The organism is Streptomyces sp. x-80 (assembly GCF_046549095.1).
GTDB classification, from domain to species: Bacteria; Actinomycetota; Actinomycetes; order Streptomycetales; family Streptomycetaceae; genus Streptomyces; species Streptomyces celluloflavus.
The window spans coordinates 237425-258127 of sequence record NZ_JAJPWM010000011.1 but is presented as its reverse complement, the minus strand read 5'-3'; the positions used below and the strand labels follow the sequence as shown (position 1 = coordinate 258127).

Genomic DNA, 20703 nt, shown 5'->3' with positions numbered 1-20703 from the left:
TGCGGCCCGGAACAACCGTCCAGGGCACCCGGCCGGAGCCGTCCCGGGCGCTCCGGAAGAGCGCGGACCTGCCGCCCGTACGGCCCCGTGGGCGGCCGCCGCGGCCCCGACGGCCGCCCGCACCGCGACCGGGTCCGCGACCTCCCGCTCGTCGGTGTCCGCCACGGCCCGCCGGACCCGCTCCGGCTCCCGTGGCCGAAGTCCCCTCAGGACCGGCACGTACACCGCCGTACCCGGCACGTCGTCAAGACCGCGTCCGCCGCCTCGTGCCACACGGGGCAGCCCCTCGGCCCCGGCCCCGGCACCCCTACAGCCCCACGATCGCGTTCCACTCCTTCGCGAAGGCGACCCGCTCCTTGGCGGTGATGTCCCGGGCGATGGCCAGGCGCTCGCGCATCGCGCCGTCGGGGAAGATCAGCGGATCCTCGGCGAGCGCGGCGCGTTCCTTGTCCTTGGCGGAGGCCAGGATCTCGCGGGCGGCCGGAACGGGGCAGACGTAGTTGACCCAGGCCGCCAGAGCGGCGGCGACCTCCGGCTGGTAGTAGTAGTCGATCAGTCGCTCGGCATCGCGCTTGTGGTCCGCGAGGTTCGGGATCATCAGGCTCTCCGCCCACAGCTCGGCGCCCTCCTGCGGCACCACGAACTCGATGTCCGGGTTGTCCGCCTGAAGCTGGATCACATCGCCGGAGTACGCCTGCGCGGCGAGCACATCGCCCGAGTCCAGGTCCTTGATGTAGTCGTTGCCGGTGAACCGCCGGATGTGGCCCTTGCGGACGAGTCCGCGTATCCGGTCGGTCATCCGGTGGAAGTCGTCGGCCGTCCAGCGGGTGATGTCCACACCGTCGCCCTGCAAGAGCATCGCGAACGATTCGTCGAGGCCGGACAGCAGGGTGACCCGGCCGCGCAGATCGTCCTTCCACAGGTCGGCGGTGTGCCGGATCTCCCTGCCGAGCTTCCTGCGGTTGTAGGCGATACCGGTGATCCCCGACTGCCAGGGGACGGAGTGGGTGCGACCCGGGTCGAAGTGCGGGGACCGCAGCAGCGGATCCAGGTGCCGGGCGACGTGCGGCTGGGCCGCGCGGTCCATCTCCTGGACCCAGCCGAGCCGGACGAACCTGGCGCACATCCAGTCGCTGATGACGATCAGATCGCGGCCGGTGCGTGTGTGGTTCATCAGCGCGGGGCTGATCTTCCCGAAGAACTCGTCGTTGTCGTTGATCTCCTCGGTGTAGGTGACGGAGATCCCGGTGCGCCGCCGGAACGTGTCCAGGGTGGGCCGGCGCTGCTTGTCGTGGTCGTCGACGTCGATGTAGAGGGGCCAGTTGGCGAAGACGAGGCTCCGGTCCTGCGCCGAGCGGTCGCGCGTTCCGCGGTCCGCCGCCTTCACGTACGCCGGCGGCACCCCGCATCCGGTCAGGGCGGCCAGCGTCCCGGTCGCACCGATTCCACCCATGCCTCTTAGCAGCGAACGCCGCGAAAGATCAGCCATGGCGAGCACTCTCACGCCCGCGGGCGGAGGCGGCAAGAGACAGATCGTCAACTGCCGGGCCTCCGCCCGCGACGGTGTGTCGAGCGGCCCGTGCCGCGCGACGGTGTGGGTCCGCGGCTCAGCCGCCCAGCGAGGTCATCACGTGCTTGATGCGCGTGTAGTCGTCGAAGCCGTAGGCCGAAAGGTCCTTGCCGTAACCGGACTTCTTGAATCCGCCGTGCGGCATCTCGGCGACCAGCGGGATGTGGGTGTTGATCCACACGCAGCCGAAGTCGAGGCTCTTGGACATCCGCATCGCGCGCGCGTGGTCCTTGGTCCACACCGAGGACGCCAGGGCGTACTCGACGCCGTTGGCCCACTCCAGCGCCTGCTCCTCGTCCCGGAACGACTGGACGGTGATGACCGGGCCGAAGACCTCCTGCTGGATGATCTCGTCGTCCTGCTTGAGGCCCGAGACGACGGTCGGGGCGAAGAAGTACCCCTTGTCGCCGACCTGCTGGCCGCCGGCCTCGATCTTGGCGTGCGCGGGCAGCCGCTCGATGAAGCCCTTGACCTGCGCCAGCTGGTTGGCGTTGTTGAGCGGCCCGAACAGCACGTCCTCGTCGTCGGCCGCACCGGTCTTGGTGTCCGCGGCGGCCTTGGCCAGCGCGGTGACGAACTCGTCGTGGATGGACTCGTGGACGAGCACCCGGGTGGCGGCCGTGCAGTCCTGACCTGCGTTGAAGTAACCGGCGACCGAGATCTCCTCGACGGCCTTGGCGATGTCGGTGTCCTCGAAGACCACGACCGGCGCCTTGCCGCCCAGCTCCAGGTGGACCCGCTTGAGGTCCTTGGCCGCGGACTCGGCGACCTGCATGCCCGCGCGCACCGAGCCGGTGATCGAGGCCATCGCCGGGACCTTGTGCTCGACCATCAGGCGGCCGGTCTCGCGGTCACCGCAGATGACGTTGAACACGCCGCGGGAGTGGCCCAGTTCGTCCAGCACGCCGCCGATGATCTCGCCGATCAGCACCGTCGAGGCGGGGGTGGTGTCGGACGGCTTGATGACGACGGTGTTGCCCGCGGCCAGCGCCGGCGCGAACTTCCACACGGCCATCATCATCGGGTAGTTCCACGGCGCGACTTGCGCGCAGACGCCGATCGGCTCGCGGCGGATGATGGAGGTGAAGCCGTCCATGTACTCGCCGGCCGCGCGGCCCTCCAGCATCCGGGCGGCACCCGCGAAGAAGCGGATCTGGTCCACCATCGGCGGGATTTCCTCGGAACGGACGAGCGCGAGCGGCTTGCCGCAGTTCTCGGACTCGGCCGCGATCAGCTCCTCGGCGCGCTCCTCGAAACGGTCGGCGATCTTGAGCAGGACCTTCTGGCGCTCGGCCGGGATCAGGTCGCGCCAGGCGGGAAAGGCTGCCTCGGCGGCGGCCATCGCCGCGTCCACGTCCGCGGCGGCCGAAAGGGGGGCGGTGGCGTACGCGTCACCCGTCGCCGGGTTGACCACCTCCGTGGTCCGTCCGTCGGCGGCGTCCCGGAACTCCCCGTCGATGTAGTTGCGCAGACGACGCAGTGCGGTGGTCACTGTGCGCCCCCTTCATTCAGATGTCGTGTGGTGGAAACGCCCACCCTAGCCATGGAGGCCACGCTTTCGACATACCCGCCACCCATGAACAACGGAATCAGTTAAATTTTCATCTTGACACAACTGATTTCATCGATTTGGCCTTGCGAGACGGACGAGGCTCATGCAGAGTGAGGGCTGTGGCCACTCGTGACAGAAACGGCACTCCGTCGATCGACTCCGTCTCCCTGGCGATCATCGAGCAGCTCCAGGAGGACGGGCGCCGTCCGTACGCCGCGATCGGCAAGGCCGTCGGCCTGTCCGAGGCGGCAGTACGCCAACGCGTACAGAAACTGCTCGACCAAGGCGTGATGCAGATCGTCGCGGTCACCGACCCCCTCACGGTCGGCTTCCGACGGCAGGCGATGGTCGGCATCAACGTCGAGGGCGACCTCGACCCCGTGGCCGACGCCCTGACGACCATGGAAGAGGTCGAGTACGTCGTCATGACCGCGGGCTCCTTCGATCTCCTCATCGAGATCGTCTGCGAGGACGACGACCACCTGCTGGAAATGATCAACAAGCGGATCCGCACGCTGCCCGGCGTCCGGACCACCGAGAGCTTCGTTTACCTCAAGCTCCGGAAGCAGACCTACACCTGGGGAACGAGATAGCAATGAGCGCCGACCTCTCCAAGACGGCGTACGACCACCTGTGGATGCACTTCACCCGCATGTCGTCGTACGAGAACGCCCCCGTGCCGACCATCGTGCGCGGCGAGGGCACCAACATCTACGACGACAAGGGCAAGCGCTACATCGACGGCCTGGCCGGCCTCTTCGTGGTCAACGCCGGCCACGGCCGGGTGGAGCTCGCCGAGACCGCCTTCAAGCAGGCCCAGGAGCTGGCCTTCTTCCCCGTGTGGTCCTACGCCCACCCCAAGGCGGTCGAGCTCGCCGAGCGCCTGGCCGACTACGCCCCCGGCGACCTCAACAAGGTCTTCTTCACCACCGGCGGCGGTGAAGCCGTCGAGACCGCCTGGAAGCTGGCCAAGCAGTACTTCAAGCTCACCGGCAAGCCCACCAAGCACAAGGTGATATCCCGCGCGGTGGCCTACCACGGCACCCCCCAGGGCGCCCTGTCCATCACCGGCCTGCCGGCCCTCAAGGCCCCGTTCGAGCCGCTGGTCCCCGGCGCGCACAAGGTGCCGAACACCAACATCTACCGCGCCCCGATCTTCGGTGACGACCCGGAGGCGTTCGGCCGCTGGTGCGCCGACCAGATCGAGCAGCAGATCCTCTTCGAGGGCCCGGAGACCGTCGCCGCGGTCTTCCTGGAGCCGGTACAGAACGCCGGCGGCTGCTTCCCGCCGCCGCCTGGCTACTTCCAGCGGGTTCGCGAGATCTGCGACCAGTACGACGTGCTGCTCGTCTCCGACGAGGTCATCTGCGCCTTCGGCCGCCTCGGCACGATGTTCGCCTGCGACAAGTTCGACTACGTCCCGGACATGATCACCTGCGCCAAGGGCATGACCTCGGGCTACTCCCCCATCGGTGCCTGCATCATTTCCGACCGCCTCGCCGAGCCGTTCTACAAGGGCGACAACACCTTCCTGCACGGCTACACCTTCGGCGGCCACCCGGTCTCCGCGGCCGTCGGTATCGCCAACCTCGACATCTTCGAGCGCGAGGGCCTGAACAAGCACGTCCTCGACAACGAGGGCGCGTTCCTCGGCACCCTCCAGAAGCTGCACGACCTGCCGATCGTCGGCGACGTCCGCGGCAACGGCTTCTTCTACGGCATCGAGCTCGTGAAGGACAAGGCCACCAAGGAGTCCTTCAACGACGAGGAAACCGAGCGCGTCCTGTACGGCTTCCTCTCCAAGGCCCTGTACGACAACGGTCTCTACTGCCGCGCCGACGACCGTGGCGACCCGGTGATCCAGCTCGCCCCGCCGCTGATCGCCGACCAGCCGGTCTTCGACGAGATCGAGCAGATCCTGCGCTCCGTCCTCACCGAGGCGTGGACCAAGCTCTGACCTCCAGGACGTCCGCGACGCCCAGGACACCTGCCGGAGCATCCTTCGCATCACCTCCCGCTCCGGTAGTACACAACTGAATATCCAACGGCTCAGATTCACCCAGTTACAGCCGTACGGGTGAATCTGGGCCGTTGTGCGTGCCGGGCAGCGAATGCCGGGGGCTGCCAGTCCTTACCGTGCCAGTGACCGATACCCTCCATGGTCGTTCACCCGGTCGGGGGAACGGACGCGAACAAGCACGAGGTGCGCAGATGGTGGCCCCGCCTGACAACGACGTTCTCTGGGCCCGCGGCCTGCACCACATGCACGGCGGCACCGCCGCCCTCGCCGGAGTCTCCGTCGGCGTCCGCGAGGGCGAGATCCTTGCCGTCACCGGTCCTCGCGGCAGTGGCAAGACCACCCTCCTCCGGTGTCTCTCCGGTCAACTCGTCCCGACCGAGGGCGAAGTCTGGTTCAACAGCGCCCCCGTCCACACCCTCTCCTCCCCCAGCCGCGAGCGGCTGCGTCTTGACCGGTTCGGCTGGATCGACACCGAACCGCATCTGGTCCCCGAACTCACCGCCTGGGAGAACGCCGCCCTCCCGCTCCTGCTGCGTGGCGTCGGCCACCGCTCCGCCAAGCACACCGCCATCGAATGGCTGGACCGCCTCGACGTCGGCATGTGCGCCCGCCGCCGCCCCGCGCGGCTCGACCAGTCGCAGCGGCAGCGCACCGCCATCGCCCGCGCCCTCGCGACCACCCCCCAGGTGCTCTTCGCCGACGAACCGACCGCCCCACTGCACCGCGCCGACGGCACGCAGGTGCTGCGCACCCTCACCACCGCGGCCCGCTCCCACCAGATCACCGTCGTCCTGGCGACCCACGACCCCGACATCGCCGCGCTCGCCGACCGGACCATCGAGCTGCTCGACGGCCGTCACTCGGACGCCACCCCCGCCAGCGGCGCCCCCGACACGGAAAGCAGGGCAGCGTGCTCGCTCTCCGTCTAGCCCGCGGCTCTCACCCCCTCGTTCTGCTGCGCCGCCTCTTCGTCGCCGCCGCCTCGGCCGGTACCGGGTTCCTCCTGCTGTCCACCCTCGGCCACGCCGTCGGCCACCCGTCGCCGGCCGGCGATTCGCTGGTGCGCCTGCTGTGGTGCACCGCCCCGCTAGCCGCCACCGCGCAGTTGGCGGTGTCCGTGGCCCGCACCGATCCCGCCGCCCGCCTCCAACAGGGCATGGCCGCCGCCGGGTTGGGCCCCGTCCGGCTCACCGTGCTCGCCGCGGCCTCCACCGCGCTGTCCTGTGCACTGGGCGTCCTCCTCTCCCTGCTCGTCTTCCTCCGGCTCCGCGGTGACCTCGGCGGCGTCTCCTCCGGCGGTGCCTCCTCCGACCTGCTCGGCGCCGGCCATCCGGTGCCACTGCTCGGCGCTCTGCTGCTCCTGTCCGCCGTACCGCTGACCGCCGCCACCGCGACCGCCGTGTCCCTGCGCCCGCGCCCCGAGGCCGCCGCCACCCCCGAGGCCGAGGCCCACGCGAAGCCGGCCGTGCCGTCCGGCCTGCCGTGGGGCATCGCCATGACGGCGGCGGGCCTCGCGATCGAGGCGTACACCAGCCGCGGCGCCGGCACCCCCGGCGGACTGCTCCCCCTGGCCGGCCGGCTGACCGAGAGCCCTCCTGGTGTGCTGGCCGGCTGGTCGCTGTCGGCCTTCGGCCTCGTCCTGGCCGGCCCCGGCCTGGTTCATCTGTGCGGTTGGCTCCTCTGCGCGGGCCGGCCGGGAGCTCTGCGGCTGCTGTCCGGCCGGCTGCTCCAGCGGGACGCGCACCGCCTCGGCCGCCCGCTCGGCGTCCTGTGCGCGGTCGTCTCCGGCTCCTACGCGGCGGTGAACGTGTACGAAGCCTCGCCCACTCGCCACTTCGGGCCGCTCACCGCCATCGGCGCGGCGATCGTCCTCGCCTGTGTCACCGCCAGCGCGCTGGCCGCCGTACTGGAGTCCCGATCGGCTCGCACCCACACCACGGCCGCTCTGCGACGGCTCGGCGCCCGCGCCTCCGCCCTCCGTCACACCGCGGCCCTTCGCGCCATGGCACTGCTGATCGTGCTGGCTCCCCTGACCTGGGTCGTCGCGGAAATGGCCACCCTCCCTCTGGTGCCCTGAGAGGGACCAGGGAGCCGGCGCGCTGGCCGGCGGTGATGCCGCAGCGGACCACCATCGCGACGGGTGCGTCGGCGACGGCACGGACCTACAGGGCAGCGCATCGCCGCCCCACGGGCTTGCGTGACGCGCCTTGCGGTGTTTCACCGCTCAGCGGGCCAGAGCGGTGACTTCCACCTCTATTCGCCAGTCCGGCCGGGCCAGCGAGGACACTTCCAGCAGGGTGTCTGCGGGATAGGGCTCGGACAGGAACTCCCCGCGCAGCGTGATGACATGGCCGAGGTCGGCGGCCATGTCCGTGACGAAGATGCCCACCTTCACCACATCGACGAACGAGGCACCCGCTGCGGCGAGGACCCGCTGGACATTCGCGAACGCCTGCCGCCCCTGCGTCAGAAAATCGTCCGAGACGGTCCGCCCCCGATCGTCGATCCCCGCCTGCCCCGAGACATGGATCAGTCCGCCCGCCCTGATCGCCTGAGAGATCTTGTACGGCTCGTACCAGTCCGGTGTGGTCGCGATCCGCTGGATCGCCCGCGCACCCCGTTCCCCCATAACGCCGCTCATCAGCATGACTCCCCCGTTCCTCTGCTGCACACAGTCACTTGCATGCACATACATAAGTTGCCAGTGCATGTACGCTGCTGTCAAGAGCCCAGCCGGAAAAGGCGGAAGAGAGCAGAAGGCGATGGACGCGGAGCACTGGGACCGGTTCGGAACGCTGCACACACGCGTCGAACAGGAGCTGGCGAAGGCCCTCCAGCAGCACCACAGCATCGGACTGTCGGAGTACCGCGCGCTGGCCCGGCTGGCCGAGGCGGACGACGGTGAGCTGCGTATGCAGGAGCTCGCCGATCTCGTCGGCCTGAACCAGAGCTCCGTGAGCCGCCTGGCCTCCCGCCTGGAATCGTCCGGCCTCACGCGCCGGGACCTGTGCCCGAAAGACCGACGCGGCGTCTACAGCGTGATCACCGACGAGGGCCGGGAGGTGCAGAGCAAGGCGCGCCCGACCTACGACGGCGCCCTGCGCGCCGCACTGGACGCCGCGGCCGAGGACGGGCATCTCGGGCCACTGGTGGAGTCGCTGCGCGCCTAACATGGCGGGCGTGCAGCCGACTTCAGAGCCCTCAGCGCCCCGCCGGGACCACGACCGCGAGATCGACTCCCTGGAGGAATTCGACCGGGCAGCCGTCTCGGGCGGTCTCGCCGGACGCCGCATCCGGTCGGTCGATCTGACGGACCGGACCTTCGCACTGCTCGGCACGGACACCGCCGATTCCGTCTTTCTCGGCTGCGCGATGGAGGCCGACGCCGCCGCGAAGGTGCGCGCCGGGGGCGCCTTGGTCTTCCCTCCCATACCGGGCCTGCCGTTCGACCCGTACCGCAGCAGCCTGTACCGACCCGACGAACTCTTCGAGGGCCTGGCCGACGCCGGTTACGAAGCGACGCCGGACGCCCGCGCGTTCCACTGGTACCAGGAGACGCGGGCGAACGGCGAGGTCTTCGCCTCGATGCTGCGGAGCATCCATGACGACGCCGTCTCGGACGCCCTGGACGAGCATCTCGCCGGCGCCCAGGTGGTGGGCATCATGGGCGGGCACGCACTGGAGCGTGGCTCGGCGGCCTATGCAGGCGCGGCACGGCTCGGCCGCAGCCTCGCACGCACCGGCCTGACCGTCGCCACCGGCGGCGGGCCCGGAGCGATGGAAGCAGCGAACCTCGGGGCGTACGCGGCACCCTTCGAGGACACCATGCTCGACTCGGCGCTCGAACTCCTCGCCAAGGCATCGCACTTCACCCCCTCCGTCACGGACTGGTCACGTGCCGCCTTCGACGTGCGCCGCAGCTGGCCGGGCGGTGGCGCGTCGGTCGGCATCCCCACCTGGTTCTACGGCCATGAACCGCCGAACGCCTTCGCGACCCAAATCGCGAAGTACTTCGTCAACGCGGTGCGCGAGGACGGCCTGCTGGCCCGCTCCCATGCCGGCGTGGTGTTCCTGCCGGGCGCCGCCGGGACCGTGCAGGAGATCTTCGACAACGCGACTGCGAACTACTACCGGTCGTCGGGCGAGCCGGCCCCGATGGTGCTGGTCAACCGAGAGCACTGGACCGAGAGGCTGCCCACCTGGCCGCTGCTCCGGTCGCTCGCGGCGGGCCGTCCCATGGCGGACCGGATCGCCCTGGTCGACTCGGTGACGGACGTACCGGAGGCACTGGCCCGTCTCACCGCCGAACCCTGACCGGTCCGGTGCCCGCCCGTGGCTCCGCCGCCCCGATCCGGCGCCCGGCCGAAAGATCCGGTTACCCATTTGCCCACCCGAGGCAACTCCCGTCCCGAAATGCGCGTCTGCCAGTTCAGGTAATGCACAGGTAAATCCAGGCAGTGCGTGAACGGAGTTCTTGGTGATCATCGGCCTTCTGACAGCCGTGGCGGCATCCGTCTGCTACGGCACGGGTTCGGTCCTCCAGGCGGTGGGATCGCGCAAATCCGCCCGCCGGGAGGCGGCCGCCGCCTCCACCACCGAGGTCACCCAGCACGGTGGTCCCAGCCTCTCGTCCACCGCCAAGGCGGCCGTGACCTGGGAGTTCATGGTCGGCACCATACTGGACTTCATAGGCTTCGGGCTCGGCGCGCTGGCTGCCAGGCTGCTGCCGCTGTTCCTCTCCCAGACGGTGATCAGCGCCAACCTCGTGATCACGGCCGTGCTGAGCATCAAGCTCCTCGGCATCCGGCTCACCCGGCCCGAGTGGACCTCCATCGCCGTGGTCTGTTCGGCGCTGGTGCTGCTGGCCACGGCAGCGGGACCGGAGGGCGGCGGTAACACGCCGATCACCACGCACTGGTGGCTGCTGGCCGCTTCCGTCCTGCTCATCGGCGGCGGCATCCTGATCGTGCGGCTGCTCGGCGGCCGGGCCGCGATTCTCGCCGGTCTCCTCTCCGGTCTGGGCTTCGGTGCGCTCGGCGTCGGCGTACGGGTGCTGAACGGTGTGGATCCGTTCCATCTCTCCTCCTTCCTCGGCGACCCTGCGCTGTACGCGATCCTCGTCGCCGGCATCGGCGGGATGTACCTGCACACCGTCGCTCTCCAGATCGGTTCGGTGAACGGCGCCACGGCGGCGCTGGTGGTGGGTGAGACCGTGGTCCCGGGCATTCTCGGGGTGCTCTGGCTGGGCGATGCCTCCCGTCCGGGCTTCGCCTGGGTCGCCATCCTCGGTTTTTTGGTGGCCGTGGCCGGGGCCGTCGCGGTCGCCTGGTTCGGCGCCCCCGAGCCGGAGTACGGCTCGGTCACCGCGGGCGATGCGGAGCGGGACGCCGCCACGGCAGCGGAAGACGGCCCGGCGCCGGGCAACGGATCGGCACATCCGCCGACGGACCGGGACGGGGCTGCCGAGTCACCCGCTCGTTCTCTGTCCAGCAACCGCGCCAGTTCCTCGTAGGAGCCGGTTCTTTGTAGGAGCCGGTTCCTCGCAGGAGCGGTCGCAGTCCCCTTCCGCTCTGTCCCGGGCTCGTCCCTTCTCCCCCATCGCGCGGACGGCACCCGGGTCCTGGAGCATGTCGATGAGCCGGTCCGCGACCGCACGCGGGCTGTGCCCATCGACCGGATGGCCGGTCTCGCCGTTGCGTACCGCGCCGGGCGCGCCGCCGGAGTCGTCGACGAGCACCGGCGATGCGGCGGCCTCGGCATCCCGGAAGACGATGCCCAGCCCGTCGGTCTCCACGCCGCGTCGCCGGGTTCGGCAGGGCATGGCGAAGACGTCGGCTGGGGAACGGATCGACGGCAGGCCGCCTTGCGGCTGACCCCGCAAAGACCACCTCCGGCCCCTCCTTCCCGCTGAGGCGAGCTGCCTCACCCTCCGTTCGCAGGGGCCAGCGCCGACGAGCCGCAGCACGGCATCCAGCACGCCGCGGCGTATCCGCGGCATTGCGCGTATCGGCGTATCAGGCCCCTTGCGCTGCACCAGCCGGAGCCGCGCAAGGCATCATCGCCGTCCGGCCAGATCATCAGACCCGCATACGGGACACGGATCAAGCCCCGGCTCGAACAGGGTGGCGTCGGCCCCGGGGAGCGAGCCGGGACTGTGCGGTGCGCGGCTATGGGACCGAGCCCAGCCGTGATGGGGGCACTGTGCTCACGCCCAGGTGGGTCACCACATCCGTCCACGCACCGATCCGGCACGGTAGCGAGCGAGCCGCAAGAACGCGTGCCGACCAGACCTCGTACCTGCCGTGACTTTGCCATGGCCTGTCGCCACCACCCCTTCCATGCCTGTTCACCGGCGCAAGCACCCTGCCATCAGGCCGAGCTGCGGCGTAGCGCCGAACCACACGTTGTCGCAGTCGTATCGCCGGGCTACGGCCACACCACAGGCCCCGGTGCGGGAGACGGGACGGGACGGGGAGCAACGACGTGATCGGCGCTTGGAAATCGGGGTGAGGCCGTACGGCCGAGGACCCGGTGTGCTTGCTGACTGGGGATGATGGATTCGGCCGCTGGTGAACGTTGATCCTCCGGCAGGACTTTCCCGCATATCTTCCGGGCATGGTTGAACATCGCTCGGTCGACGTGGGAGGGGTCCGGCTGGCCTATGAGGTGTCGGGTCCGTCGGATGCTCCGCCACTTGTCCTGTTGCACGCGCTGGGCGAAGACGCCACCGACTGGGAGACGGTGGCGCCCGTCCTGGCCCGTAGCCGACGGGTCTACGCCCTCGATCTTCGCGGTCACGGCCGAAGCGACTGGCCGGGGGACTACTCGCTCGAACTCATGCGGGGCGACGTGCTCCGATTTCTGGACGTGCTGGGACTTGACCAGGTGGACGTGATCGGGCATTCCATGGGCGGGGTCGTGGCCTACCTGCTTTCGGAGGACCATCCGCAGCGGGTGCGCCGGCTCATCCTGGAGGACGTTCCCATCCCGCATCCCCGGGAGGGGACTACCCCGACCAGGCCGGACGGCGACCTGACCTTCGACTGGGCGATGGTGCTGGCCATCAGGAGGCAGATCGACGTGCCCGATCCCAGGTGGCTGGAGCGGCTCAGCAAGATCACGGCAGAGACCCTCGTGTTGGCCGGCGGCCCACGCAGCCACGTGCCCCAGGACGGTGTCGCCGAAATGGCCCGTCGCATCCCCGGCGGTCGAGTGGCCACCGTCCCCGTCGGACACCTGATCCACCGCGCAGCGCCGGAGACGTTCACGGAGGCGGTTTCGGCGTTCCTGCTGGCGAGGGAGGACAGCCGCCCTGCCCTGTGACGTTGAGGGCGCAGCCACAGACCATGACGGGGACGGGGCCGCACAGGTTCTTCGAGGGTGACCAAGAGGCGGTCCCGTGCGGCCTTGTCCCGTCCCGTCTTCACCGGCATCTGTGTAGGCGGCCAGGAGGTGCCTCGGCAGTGGGTTCGGTGTCGACGAGGCCGCCGCGCCCGGACCGAGCGGGTGGGCCAGGACGTTCTCAACGAAGGAAGCAGGGGCATTGAGCGCGAAGGGAAGTGTGGCAGCCGAGCCCGTAAGCGTCGCCCCGGCAAGCCAGGGCACTGCGCTGCCGCGCCCGAATACCGCGATATCGCTCCCCCGGCCCTTCTCCCACAGTGGGCGGCGCGTGAGGGCGGCCGCCGCCCCGGCCAAGTTGAGGAGGAAGACGCCGACCATCCGCCAACGGGTGTCCGTCAGCGGTCCGTCGCCCAAGAGCGCGTGCGGCAGTCCGAACGCCGCGATGCCCGGCAGATAGGGGTCGTAGTCCACCACCGCGGAGGGACTGGGAACGTACGCGCTGTCCTCGTGCAACAACAGGTCGGCCGAGCGTTCGACCACCGCGATCTCCAGCTGCGCCCTGTCGGCCAGCGCGAGGACGAGCAACGGCAGCACTACCGCACCCGCTACGGCCACCGCACGGGCCAGGTGTGGCCACCCTGTGGCACGAAGCCGGCGCCGGTCCCGCCACCCGCCTCGCCACAGCCTTCGTTCATGGCCCCGCCCCGGGCCCCGGCGGCGCAAAGCCGCCACCGCCACCGCCGCGCAGCTGTATCCGACCACTGCGATCAGTCCCCATATCCGGTGCGGGGCGAGCGCCGATACGAGTCCCAGGCCGAGCGCGACGCTCGCATACCCACCCCGCCCCGGCACCTCGTGCCGCCGCACCGGACTCGCGCGGCGCACACCACGCGATTCGAGCGCGGCGACTTCGGATCTGCTCAACTCCACTTCGTGGACCGTCTGTTGATTGTTCATGAGACTCCCGCCCTCGCCTTGATCACGAGGCTATGAAAGGCGCCGCCGCAGAGCGTCAACCGAGCAACCGAACCTCGGTGTCAACCCGTGGCATGACGCTCGCCGGAAGGATCAACCCGTGCGGCGACGCTGCTGTAGCCACGGAGCCGAAGAATGACGGCATGAGCACATCTCTCCAGCCGCGGCTGCGCGCGTGGGTCGCGGCACCCGCGTATCCCTGGGTCACCGGCGGCGCGCTGACCGCGTTCGCGGCCGTGGAGCTGGCGGTCATGCCGCGGCATCCACCGGTGATCGCGCTCGGCGTGCTCGTGTCCGCGGTTGCGCTGCTGTGGCGCCGCGCGCATCCGGCCGTCGCGATCGTGTCAGCAGTGGCGGTCCTCGTGAGCTTCGCGGCCGGAGCCGATCTGTACATCGCGGCGGCCGCGAGCGGACTGATCAGTTGCTACACGCTCGGGCGCCATCGTGTGCTGCATCCCGGTGTCCTCGTCGCCGGTGGCTCCGCCCTCGCCCTCGCCGTCAACCTGTGGCACATCTCGACGTGGGGACAGAACACCTGCTCCCCCGGCCTGTTCGCCGAGTGGTTCGTGCTGAGCCTGGCGACCCTGGCCGGGGTGTCGATGGGTGATGCCGTACGCACCCGCGAGGAGACTCGGCGCGAGCGGGCGGACGCCCAGGTCCGGCTGATCGCGATGGAGCGGCGGCAGGCCGCCGAGGCCGAACGGGCGGCAATCGTAAGCGAATTGCACGACATCGTGGCGCACTCCGTTTCGGTGATCGCGGTCCAGGCGGAGAGCGCCACCTACACCACACCGGGTCTCTCACCGCAGGCCCGCGAGGGCTTTCAGCGGATCGCCGCCTCCGCCCGCTCCACGATGGCGGAGCTGCGGCGGCTGCTGAGCGTGCCGCGGGCCGACGCCGACGACAAGGCCGGTACGGCTCCGCAGCCGACCCTCGACGCGCTGGACGACCTCATAACGCAGCACCGCTCGGCGGGCGGTGAGGTCGAGCTGCGCTTCAGCGGTGAACGGGTCGCGCTGCCCACCGCCTGGGAGCTGTCCGCGTATCGCATCGTGCAGGAGGGGCTGACCAACGTGCGTCGGCACGCCTCAGGGGCTCGTACGGTGGTGGAGATCGGCTACCGGTCCGACCGGCTGGCGGTGCGGATCGCGGACGACGGACCGGGCCCGCTGGGCGTGGTCCACCCCGGCCATGGCCTGGTCGGCATGCAGGAGCGGGCGGTGCTGCTCGGCGGGCAACTGACCGCCGGCCCCGGCCCCGACGGCGGCTTTCTCATAGAAGCGGAAATCCCTTGGTGATCAGAGCAATCGTCGCCGACGACCAGGCGGTCGTCCGCACCGGATTCGTCAACCTCCTGGGCACTCAGGACGACATCGAGGTGGTGGGCGAGGCGGCGGACGGCGTCCAGGCGGTCCGTATCGCCGCAGCTCAGCGCCCCGACCTGGCGCTGCTGGACATCCGCATGCCGCACAAGAACGGCATCGAGGCCGCCCGCGAGATCACCAGAGCGTCCGACGGCGCCACCAAGGCGCTGATGCTGACGACGTTCGGCCTCGACGAGTATGTGTACGACGCGCTGGCGGCAGGGGCCAGCGGGTTCCTCCTCAAGGACGCGACGTTTCCCGAACTCCTCCATGCCGTAAGGGTCGTGGCCGAGGGCAATGCCCTGCTCGCCCCCGAGCTGACCAAGCGGCTGATCGCGGCGTACGTCGAGGAACGCTCGGCGCCAGCTCCGGTCCGTACGGTCGAGGAGCTCACCGGTCGCGAGGTGGAAGTGCTCGTCCTGATCGCCCAGGGACTGTCCAACGCCGAGATCGCCGCTCGCCTGACGATCACCGACCACACTGTCAAGACACATATCAACCGGCTCTTCACGAAGATGGGCCTCCGCGACCGCGCCCAGGCGGTGATCCTCGCCTATGAGCTGGGTCTGGTCATCCCGCAAGGCCGACGGCCGACTTCCCTCCCCCGCTTACCGGAGTGACCGACCAGTCAGGAGCGGCTCATGCCACCGATGCGACACTTCCTGCGATCATCCCGCCGCAGCCTCCAGCACCACGACATCCTGCGCCGCGAAGGCAATGCCCACCTTCTCTCCGGTCTCCGGCGCGTCCGGCAGTGCGCAGGCCGCCTCCACCTGTGGTCCGCCGGCCGGCTGGAGCAGCAGGGCGACATGGGTGCCACGGAACGTCCGGGCCGTGACCGTACAGGGCAGCCCCTCGGGCGTGGGCAGCAGGCGGACGCCGGCCGGACGTACAAGCAGGCGGCACGGCCCGTCCGGAGTGCCGTCCGGCACCGGCAGCTTGCCCCAGGGGGTGACGGCGGCATCCCCTTGCACAGTCGCCTCCACCACATTGTCGAAGCCGAGAAAACGGGCGACGAATTCGGTGGCGGGCCGTTGCCAGACCTCCAGCGGGGTGCCGGTCTGCGCGATCCGTCCGTCCTGCATCACCACAACCCGGTCCGCGAGCGCGAACGCCTCGCCCTGGTCGTGCGTGACCGCGAGCACGGTCGTGCCCAACTCGCCGAAGAGTTCCCGAAGTTCGACGACCAGACGTTCACGCAGTCCGCGGTCGAGCTGGCCGAACGGCTCGTCGAGCATCAGCAGCCGGGGACGGGGGGCGAGCGCGCGGGCCAGTGCGACACGCTGCTGCTCACCGCCGGAGAGCGACGCCACGGCGCGCCCCTGTGCGTCCGGCAGCCCGACGAGGTCCAGCAGGCGGGCGACCATATGCTCCTGGTCGGCGCGCGAGGTGCCTCGCATCCGCAGTCCGAAGGCAACGTTTCCCGCGACATCGCGCTGCGGGAAGAGCTGGTGGTCCTGGAACATCAGCCCTACTCCGCGCCGGTGCGTGGGCACCCCCGACTGGTCCCGTCCTTCCAGCAGCACCCGCCCCGTGTCGGTCTGCTGGAGTCCGGCCACCACCCGCAGCAGCGTCGACTTGCCGCTGCCGCTGGGTCCCAGCACACAGACGATCTCGTGCGCGGCGACCGTCAGATCCACCGCGTCGAGCGCGGGGCGCCCTTCCGCATTGCCGAAGCGGACGGTGACCCCGCCCAGCCGCAGCAGCTCCGGCGCCGTCGTCCCGACATATGCCGTCATCTAGAACTCCCCGGAGTGGTCGGTACGGATGCGCTCCAGGACCAGCAGGGCGCCGGCGCACACCACCATCAAGATGGTCGACAGGGCCATCGCCTGCCCGTAGTTGAGCTCCCCCGCGCGCCCCAGCAGCCGGGCCACGGCCACCGGCAGGGTCGGATGGTCCGGCCGCGCGATGAAGACCGTCGCCCCGAACTCACCGAGCGATACGGCGAACGCGAAACCGGCCGCGATCAGCAGCGCCCGTCGCACCAACGGCAGGTCCACCTCGCGCCAGACCCGCCACGGCGAGGCGCCCAGCACCGCGGCCGCCTCCCGCAGCCGGCCGTCGACCGCGCGCAGGACGGGCAGCATCGTCCGGACGACGAACGGCACACCCACCAGTGCCTGGGCGAGCGGGACCAGCCACCACGAGGAGCGCAGATCGAGTGGTGGTCTGTCGAGGGTGATCAGGAAACCGAAGCCGACGGTCACGGCGGAGACTCCGAGGGGAAGCATCAACAGCGCGTCGAAGCCACGGACCAGACGGCCGCCCCTGCGGGTCAGGGCGGCTGCCGCCAGCCCGCCCACCACCAGCGCGATCACCGTCGCCACGGCCCCGAAGGCGAGCGAGTTCCACAGGGCGTCGAGAGGTGCGACGGCGAAGGTGCTGTCGGCCGTGGCGGCGGACTGCAAAGTCTCGTAGAAGACCGGCCCGTAGCCGTCCGGTCCCGCGAAGGACCGCTCGACGAGCACGGCCAGCGGAAGGACGAGCAGGAGCGCGATGACGACGAGCGTTGTCCACAAGAGCGCCCACTGACCACGTCCGCGTGGCCGCCGGGCGGTCTGCGCCGGGTCCACCAGTTTCAGGGCGGATTCGCGTCGGCGTACGGTCCAGGCGTGCAGCGCCAGCAGTCCGAGCACCGCCGTGAACTGGATGAGGGTGAGGACGGCGGCCGTCGGCAGATCCAGGAAGTCTGCGGTCTGCCGGTAGATCTCCACTTCCAGCGTCGAGAAGGTCGGCCCGCCCAGGATCTGCACCACCCCGAAGGAGGTGAAAGTGAAGAGGAAGACCATCAGTGCGGCGGCCGCGACAGCCGGACCGAGCGCGGGCAGCGTCACCCGCCGCCAGGCGGCGAACCGTCCGGCGCCGAGCACCCGCGCCGCCTCTTCCTGGCGTGGGTCGAGTTGCCCCCACAGTCCGCCGACGGTCCGTACGACCACCGCGTAGTTGAAGAAGACGTGTGCCAGCAGGATCGCCCACACCGAGGTGTCCAGGCGTACACCCCACAGGTCGTCCAGCAACCCGCCCCGCCCGACGAGTGCCAGGAAGGCCGAGCCGACGACGACCGTCGGCAGTACGAACGGCACCGCGACCAGCGCCCGCAGCAGCTGTTTACCGGGAAAGTCGAAGCGCGCGAAGACGTACGCGCCGGGCAACGCGATCAGCAGTGTCAGCCCGGTCGAGGCCACCGCCTGCCAGAAGGTGAACCACAGCACATGGAGCACATCCGGATCGGCCAGCACCGCCCCGATCCGCCCGAGCTGCCACTGTCCGCCGTCCTTCAGGCCATGTCCGACGATCGAGGCGACCGGATAGGCGAAGAAGAGCGCGAAGAAGGCGAACGGCAGGGCCATCAGGCCGAGCCGTACCGCCGTTGCGCGCAGGGACCGTCGGCGCCGGGCGCGGGTTACTTCAGAACGAGCGAGGACCACTGCTTGATCCACTGTTCGCGGTTCTTGGTGATCGTCTCCGGGGCGACCGTCGCCGGCTTGTCGATCGTCGCGCCGTACTTCGTGAACAGCGTCGGCACCTTGGCATCCGTACGCGCCGGGTTGACGAACATCTGTAGCGGCACGTCCTCCTGGAACTTCTTGCTCAGCAGGAAGTCCAGCAGTGCCTTACCGCCCTTCTCGTTCTTCGCGCCCTTGAGCAGACCGCCGAATTCGATCTGCCGGAAACAGGTCCCGGTCGCGACTCCGGTCGGTGCCTCCTTGGGCTCCGGCTTCTTGCCCAGCACCTCGACGGGCGGACTGGACGCGTAGGAGACCACCAGCGGTTTGTCCCCCTTGCCCTTGCCTGCCGCCGAGCCGGAGAACCGCTCGTTATATGCCTGCTCCCAGCCGTTGACGACCTCGACGCCATTGGCCTTGAGCTTCTTCCAGTAGTCCCGCCAGCCGCTCTCACCGTATTTCGCGATGGTGCCGAGCTGAAAGGCGAGCCCCGGGGAGGAGGTCGCGGAATTCTCCGTGACGAGCAGGTTCTTGTACTCGGGTTTGATCAGGTCGTCGAAGGTCTCCGGCGGCGTGATCTTGTGCTGCGCGAAGTAGGCCCGGTCGTAGTTGACGCAGGTGTCTCCGTAGTCGAGCGGTGTGACGCGGTGCCGGTCCTTGTCGAGCTGGAGCTCGGCCGGGACGTTGTCCAGCCCCTGGGCCTTGTACGGGCTGAAGAGGTCTTCCTTCAGGCCACGCGAGAGCAGCGTGTTGTCGATGCCGAAGAAGACGTCGCCCTGCGGATTGCCCTTGGAGAGAATCGCCTGGTTGACGGCCTTTCCGGCGTCCCCGCTCTGGACCACCTTGACCTGGTAACCGCTCTCCTTCTCGAAGCCGGCGAGCACCGACTTGGAGACGGCGAACGAATCATGGCTGACGAGCGTGACGGTCTTGGCGTCCGTGCTCCCACCGTCCGAGCTGCCGCACGCGGCGAGTGCCGTCATGCCGACCGCGGCGGCGACCGCGGTCGCGGTGATCCTGCTGGTGGTGCTCACTGGTTCCTCCTGGCTGGCCAGGAAGAGACGCGGCCCCGCCCGGTGCCGCTGCTGTCGACGTCGGTCGACGTCCATCGAGCGGATTCCGGGCGGGGCGCAACAGCATGAGTGATGACCGAACTTCCTACCCGGAATGACCCGGGCGAGGTTCAAGGGTCTGCGGGCACCGTATCGTTACGACGCTTCCGCACTCTCAGCGCTGTGGCGCTCCCCTGTCGGAATGTGCATTTGTTCGATCACACGGTACCAGCGAACGGTCAGCGTTCCGCGGCTGCGAGCTGCCCGCAGGCGCCGTCGATCTCCTGACCACGAGTGTCCCGGACGGTCACCGGCACGCCGTGCGCCTCGATGGCCCGTACGAACGCCTGCTCGTCCTCGGGCCGCGAGGCAGTCCACTTCGAGCCGGGCGTCGGGTTCAGCGGGATCAGGTTCACATGGACGCGCCTGCCCTTCAGCAGCCGTCCCAGCAGGTCACCGCGCCATGCCTGATCGTTGATGTCGCGGATCAGGGCGTACTCGATGGAGATGCGACGGCCGGATTTCTCGGCGTACTCCCACGCCGCGTCCAGGACCTCGCGGACCTTCCAGCGGGTGTTGACGGGGACGAGGGTGTCACGCAGCTCGTCGTCGGGCGCGTGCAGCGACACGGCGAGCCGGCACTTGAACCCCTCGTCCGCGAAACGGAGCATCGCGGGCACCAGGCCGACCGTGGAGACGGTGATACCGCGCTGCGACAGGCCGATTCCGTCCGGCTCCGGGTCGGTGAGCCGCCGGATGGCGCCGACCACCCGCTTGTAGTTGGCGAGCGGCTCGCCCATACCCATGAAGACGATGTTGGAGAGCCGCGCCGGGCCGCCCGGGACCTCGCCGTCGCGCAGCGCGCGCATCCCGTCGACGATCTGGTGCACGATCTCGGCGGTGGAGAGGTTGCGGTCCAGGCCCGCCTGTCCGGTGGCGCAGAACGGACAGTTCATTCCGCAGCCGGCCTGCGAGGAGATGCACATGGTGACCCGGTCCGGGTAGCGCATCAGCACCGACTCGACGAGCGTGCCGTCGTGCAGCTTCCACAGAGTCTTGCGGGTGGTGTCGTTGTCACAGGAGATGTGCCGCACCACGTTCATCAGGTCCGGCAGCAGCTCCGCCGCCAGCTTCTCGCGCGCCGCCGCCGGGATGTCGGTCCATTGCGCCGGGTCGTGCGCGTAACGGGCGAAGTAGTGCTGCGAGAGCTGCTTGGCGCGGAACGGCTTCTCGCCGATCGCGGCCACCGCTTCGCGGCGCTCTACGGGGGTGAGATCGGCAAGGTGCCGCGGGGGCTTCTTGGCCCCGCGCGGCGCGACAAAAGTGAGTTCTCCGGGTGCAGGCATGGTCATACCAGTGTCGCAGACGCGCGAAGAGGGG

Annotated in this window: 17 protein-coding genes, 1 pseudogene and 1 riboswitch; of the genes and pseudogenes, 10 read left to right on the top strand and 8 right to left on the bottom strand. The window is 69.6% G+C overall.

Annotated features, from left to right (window positions below; genetic code table 11):
* Positions 1 to 307 precede the first annotated feature (307 nt).
* Both ACLJWH_RS23545 and ACLJWH_RS23540 read right to left on the bottom strand, forming a co-directional pair.
* Positions 308 to 1489, bottom strand: a complete 1182-nt coding sequence (locus tag ACLJWH_RS23545; RefSeq protein ID WP_411143707.1) for an ABC transporter substrate-binding protein — start codon at positions 1487 to 1489, stop codon at positions 308 to 310.
* A gap of 118 nt (positions 1490 to 1607) precedes the next feature.
* The gene (locus ACLJWH_RS23540; protein WP_052860614.1) at positions 1608 to 3062 is read right to left on the bottom strand and encodes a gamma-aminobutyraldehyde dehydrogenase; all 1455 of its coding nucleotides are present in this window, start codon (positions 3060 to 3062) and stop codon (positions 1608 to 1610) included.
* Between the two features lie 179 nt (positions 3063 to 3241).
* Here ACLJWH_RS23540 and ACLJWH_RS23535 point away from each other — a divergent pair, with 179 nt between their 5' ends.
* The 4 genes from ACLJWH_RS23535 to ACLJWH_RS23520 all read left to right on the top strand — a co-directional run bounded on the left by ACLJWH_RS23535 (position 3242) and on the right by ACLJWH_RS23520 (position 7219).
* Positions 3242 to 3715 carry an Lrp/AsnC family transcriptional regulator gene (locus tag ACLJWH_RS23535; RefSeq protein WP_052860613.1) on the top strand — a complete coding sequence of 158 codons (474 nt, stop codon included), beginning with the start codon at positions 3242 to 3244 and terminating at the stop codon, positions 3713 to 3715.
* 2 nt (positions 3716 to 3717) lie between these two features.
* A complete protein-coding gene (locus tag ACLJWH_RS23530; RefSeq protein ID WP_411143706.1) occupies positions 3718 to 5079 on the top strand; it encodes an aspartate aminotransferase family protein in 1362 nt (453 codons plus the stop codon).
* Positions 5080 to 5333: 254 nt separating this feature from the next.
* A complete protein-coding gene (locus ACLJWH_RS23525) occupies positions 5334 to 6071 on the top strand; it encodes an ABC transporter ATP-binding protein (protein ID WP_411143705.1) in 738 nt (245 codons plus the stop codon).
* Positions 6053 to 7219 (top strand): hypothetical protein, encoded by a 1167-nt coding sequence (locus ACLJWH_RS23520; protein ID WP_411143704.1) that lies wholly within the window; start codon positions 6053 to 6055, stop codon positions 7217 to 7219. Before ACLJWH_RS23525 ends, ACLJWH_RS23520 begins: the two co-directional genes overlap by 19 nt.
* Before the next feature lie 147 nt (positions 7220 to 7366).
* Here the strand turns inward: ACLJWH_RS23520 and ACLJWH_RS23515 are convergent, their stop codons facing one another.
* Entirely contained in the window at positions 7367 to 7783 is a 417-nt protein-coding gene (locus ACLJWH_RS23515; RefSeq protein WP_411143703.1) for a RidA family protein, read from the bottom strand.
* 121 nt (positions 7784 to 7904) lie between these two features.
* Here ACLJWH_RS23515 and ACLJWH_RS23510 point away from each other — a divergent pair, with 121 nt between their 5' ends.
* From ACLJWH_RS23510 to ACLJWH_RS23500, 3 genes are all read left to right on the top strand, one after another.
* Positions 7905 to 8312 (top strand): MarR family winged helix-turn-helix transcriptional regulator, encoded by a 408-nt coding sequence (locus ACLJWH_RS23510; RefSeq protein ID WP_411143777.1) that lies wholly within the window; start codon positions 7905 to 7907, stop codon positions 8310 to 8312.
* 1 nt (position 8313) lies between these two features.
* Positions 8314 to 9456: an LOG family protein gene (locus tag ACLJWH_RS23505; protein WP_411143702.1), complete on the top strand. Its 1143-nt coding sequence runs from the start codon at positions 8314 to 8316 to the stop codon at positions 9454 to 9456.
* Between the two features lie 163 nt (positions 9457 to 9619).
* Entirely contained in the window at positions 9620 to 10654 is a 1035-nt protein-coding gene (locus ACLJWH_RS23500; protein ID WP_411143701.1) for a hypothetical protein, read from the top strand.
* On the opposite strand, the pseudogene ACLJWH_RS23495 reads toward ACLJWH_RS23500, so the two are convergent.
* Positions 10610 to 11182 (bottom strand): annotated as a pseudogene (locus ACLJWH_RS23495) (glycosyltransferase); the annotation flags it as partial. The gene ACLJWH_RS23500 and the pseudogene ACLJWH_RS23495 overlap by 45 nt on opposite strands.
* Before the next feature lie 575 nt (positions 11183 to 11757).
* On the opposite strand from ACLJWH_RS23495, the gene ACLJWH_RS23490 reads away from it, so the two are divergent.
* From ACLJWH_RS23490 to ACLJWH_RS23480, 3 genes are all read left to right on the top strand, one after another.
* Positions 11758 to 12465 carry an alpha/beta fold hydrolase gene (locus ACLJWH_RS23490; RefSeq protein WP_411143700.1) on the top strand — a complete coding sequence of 236 codons (708 nt, stop codon included), beginning with the start codon at positions 11758 to 11760 and terminating at the stop codon, positions 12463 to 12465.
* 1136 nt (positions 12466 to 13601) lie between these two features.
* On the top strand, positions 13602 to 14756 hold the full coding sequence (locus tag ACLJWH_RS23485) for a sensor histidine kinase (protein WP_411143699.1): 1155 nt from the start codon (positions 13602 to 13604) through the stop codon (positions 14754 to 14756).
* On the top strand, positions 14750 to 15442 hold the full coding sequence (locus ACLJWH_RS23480) for a response regulator (RefSeq protein ID WP_411143698.1): 693 nt from the start codon (positions 14750 to 14752) through the stop codon (positions 15440 to 15442). Before ACLJWH_RS23485 ends, ACLJWH_RS23480 begins: the two co-directional genes overlap by 7 nt.
* A gap of 48 nt (positions 15443 to 15490) precedes the next feature.
* Here ACLJWH_RS23480 and ACLJWH_RS23475 read toward each other — a convergent pair whose 3' ends face one another.
* From ACLJWH_RS23475 to rlmN, 4 genes are all read right to left on the bottom strand, one after another.
* Positions 15491 to 16561: an ABC transporter ATP-binding protein gene (locus ACLJWH_RS23475; RefSeq protein WP_411143697.1), complete on the bottom strand. Its 1071-nt coding sequence runs from the start codon at positions 16559 to 16561 to the stop codon at positions 15491 to 15493.
* Positions 16562 to 18175: an ABC transporter permease gene (locus ACLJWH_RS23470; RefSeq protein WP_411143696.1), complete on the bottom strand. Its 1614-nt coding sequence runs from the start codon at positions 18173 to 18175 to the stop codon at positions 16562 to 16564.
* 53 nt (positions 18176 to 18228) lie between these two features.
* Positions 18229 to 19305 carry a thiamine ABC transporter substrate binding subunit gene (locus ACLJWH_RS23465; RefSeq protein ID WP_411143695.1) on the bottom strand — a complete coding sequence of 359 codons (1077 nt, stop codon included), beginning with the start codon at positions 19303 to 19305 and terminating at the stop codon, positions 18229 to 18231.
* A 103-nt stretch (positions 19306 to 19408) separates the two neighbouring features.
* Positions 19409 to 19529: riboswitch (TPP riboswitch) on the bottom strand.
* A 33-nt stretch (positions 19530 to 19562) separates the two neighbouring features.
* Positions 19563 to 20669: a 23S rRNA (adenine(2503)-C(2))-methyltransferase RlmN gene (gene rlmN, locus ACLJWH_RS23460; RefSeq protein WP_411143694.1), complete on the bottom strand. Its 1107-nt coding sequence runs from the start codon at positions 20667 to 20669 to the stop codon at positions 19563 to 19565.
* Between the last annotated feature and the right edge of the window lie 34 nt (positions 20670 to 20703).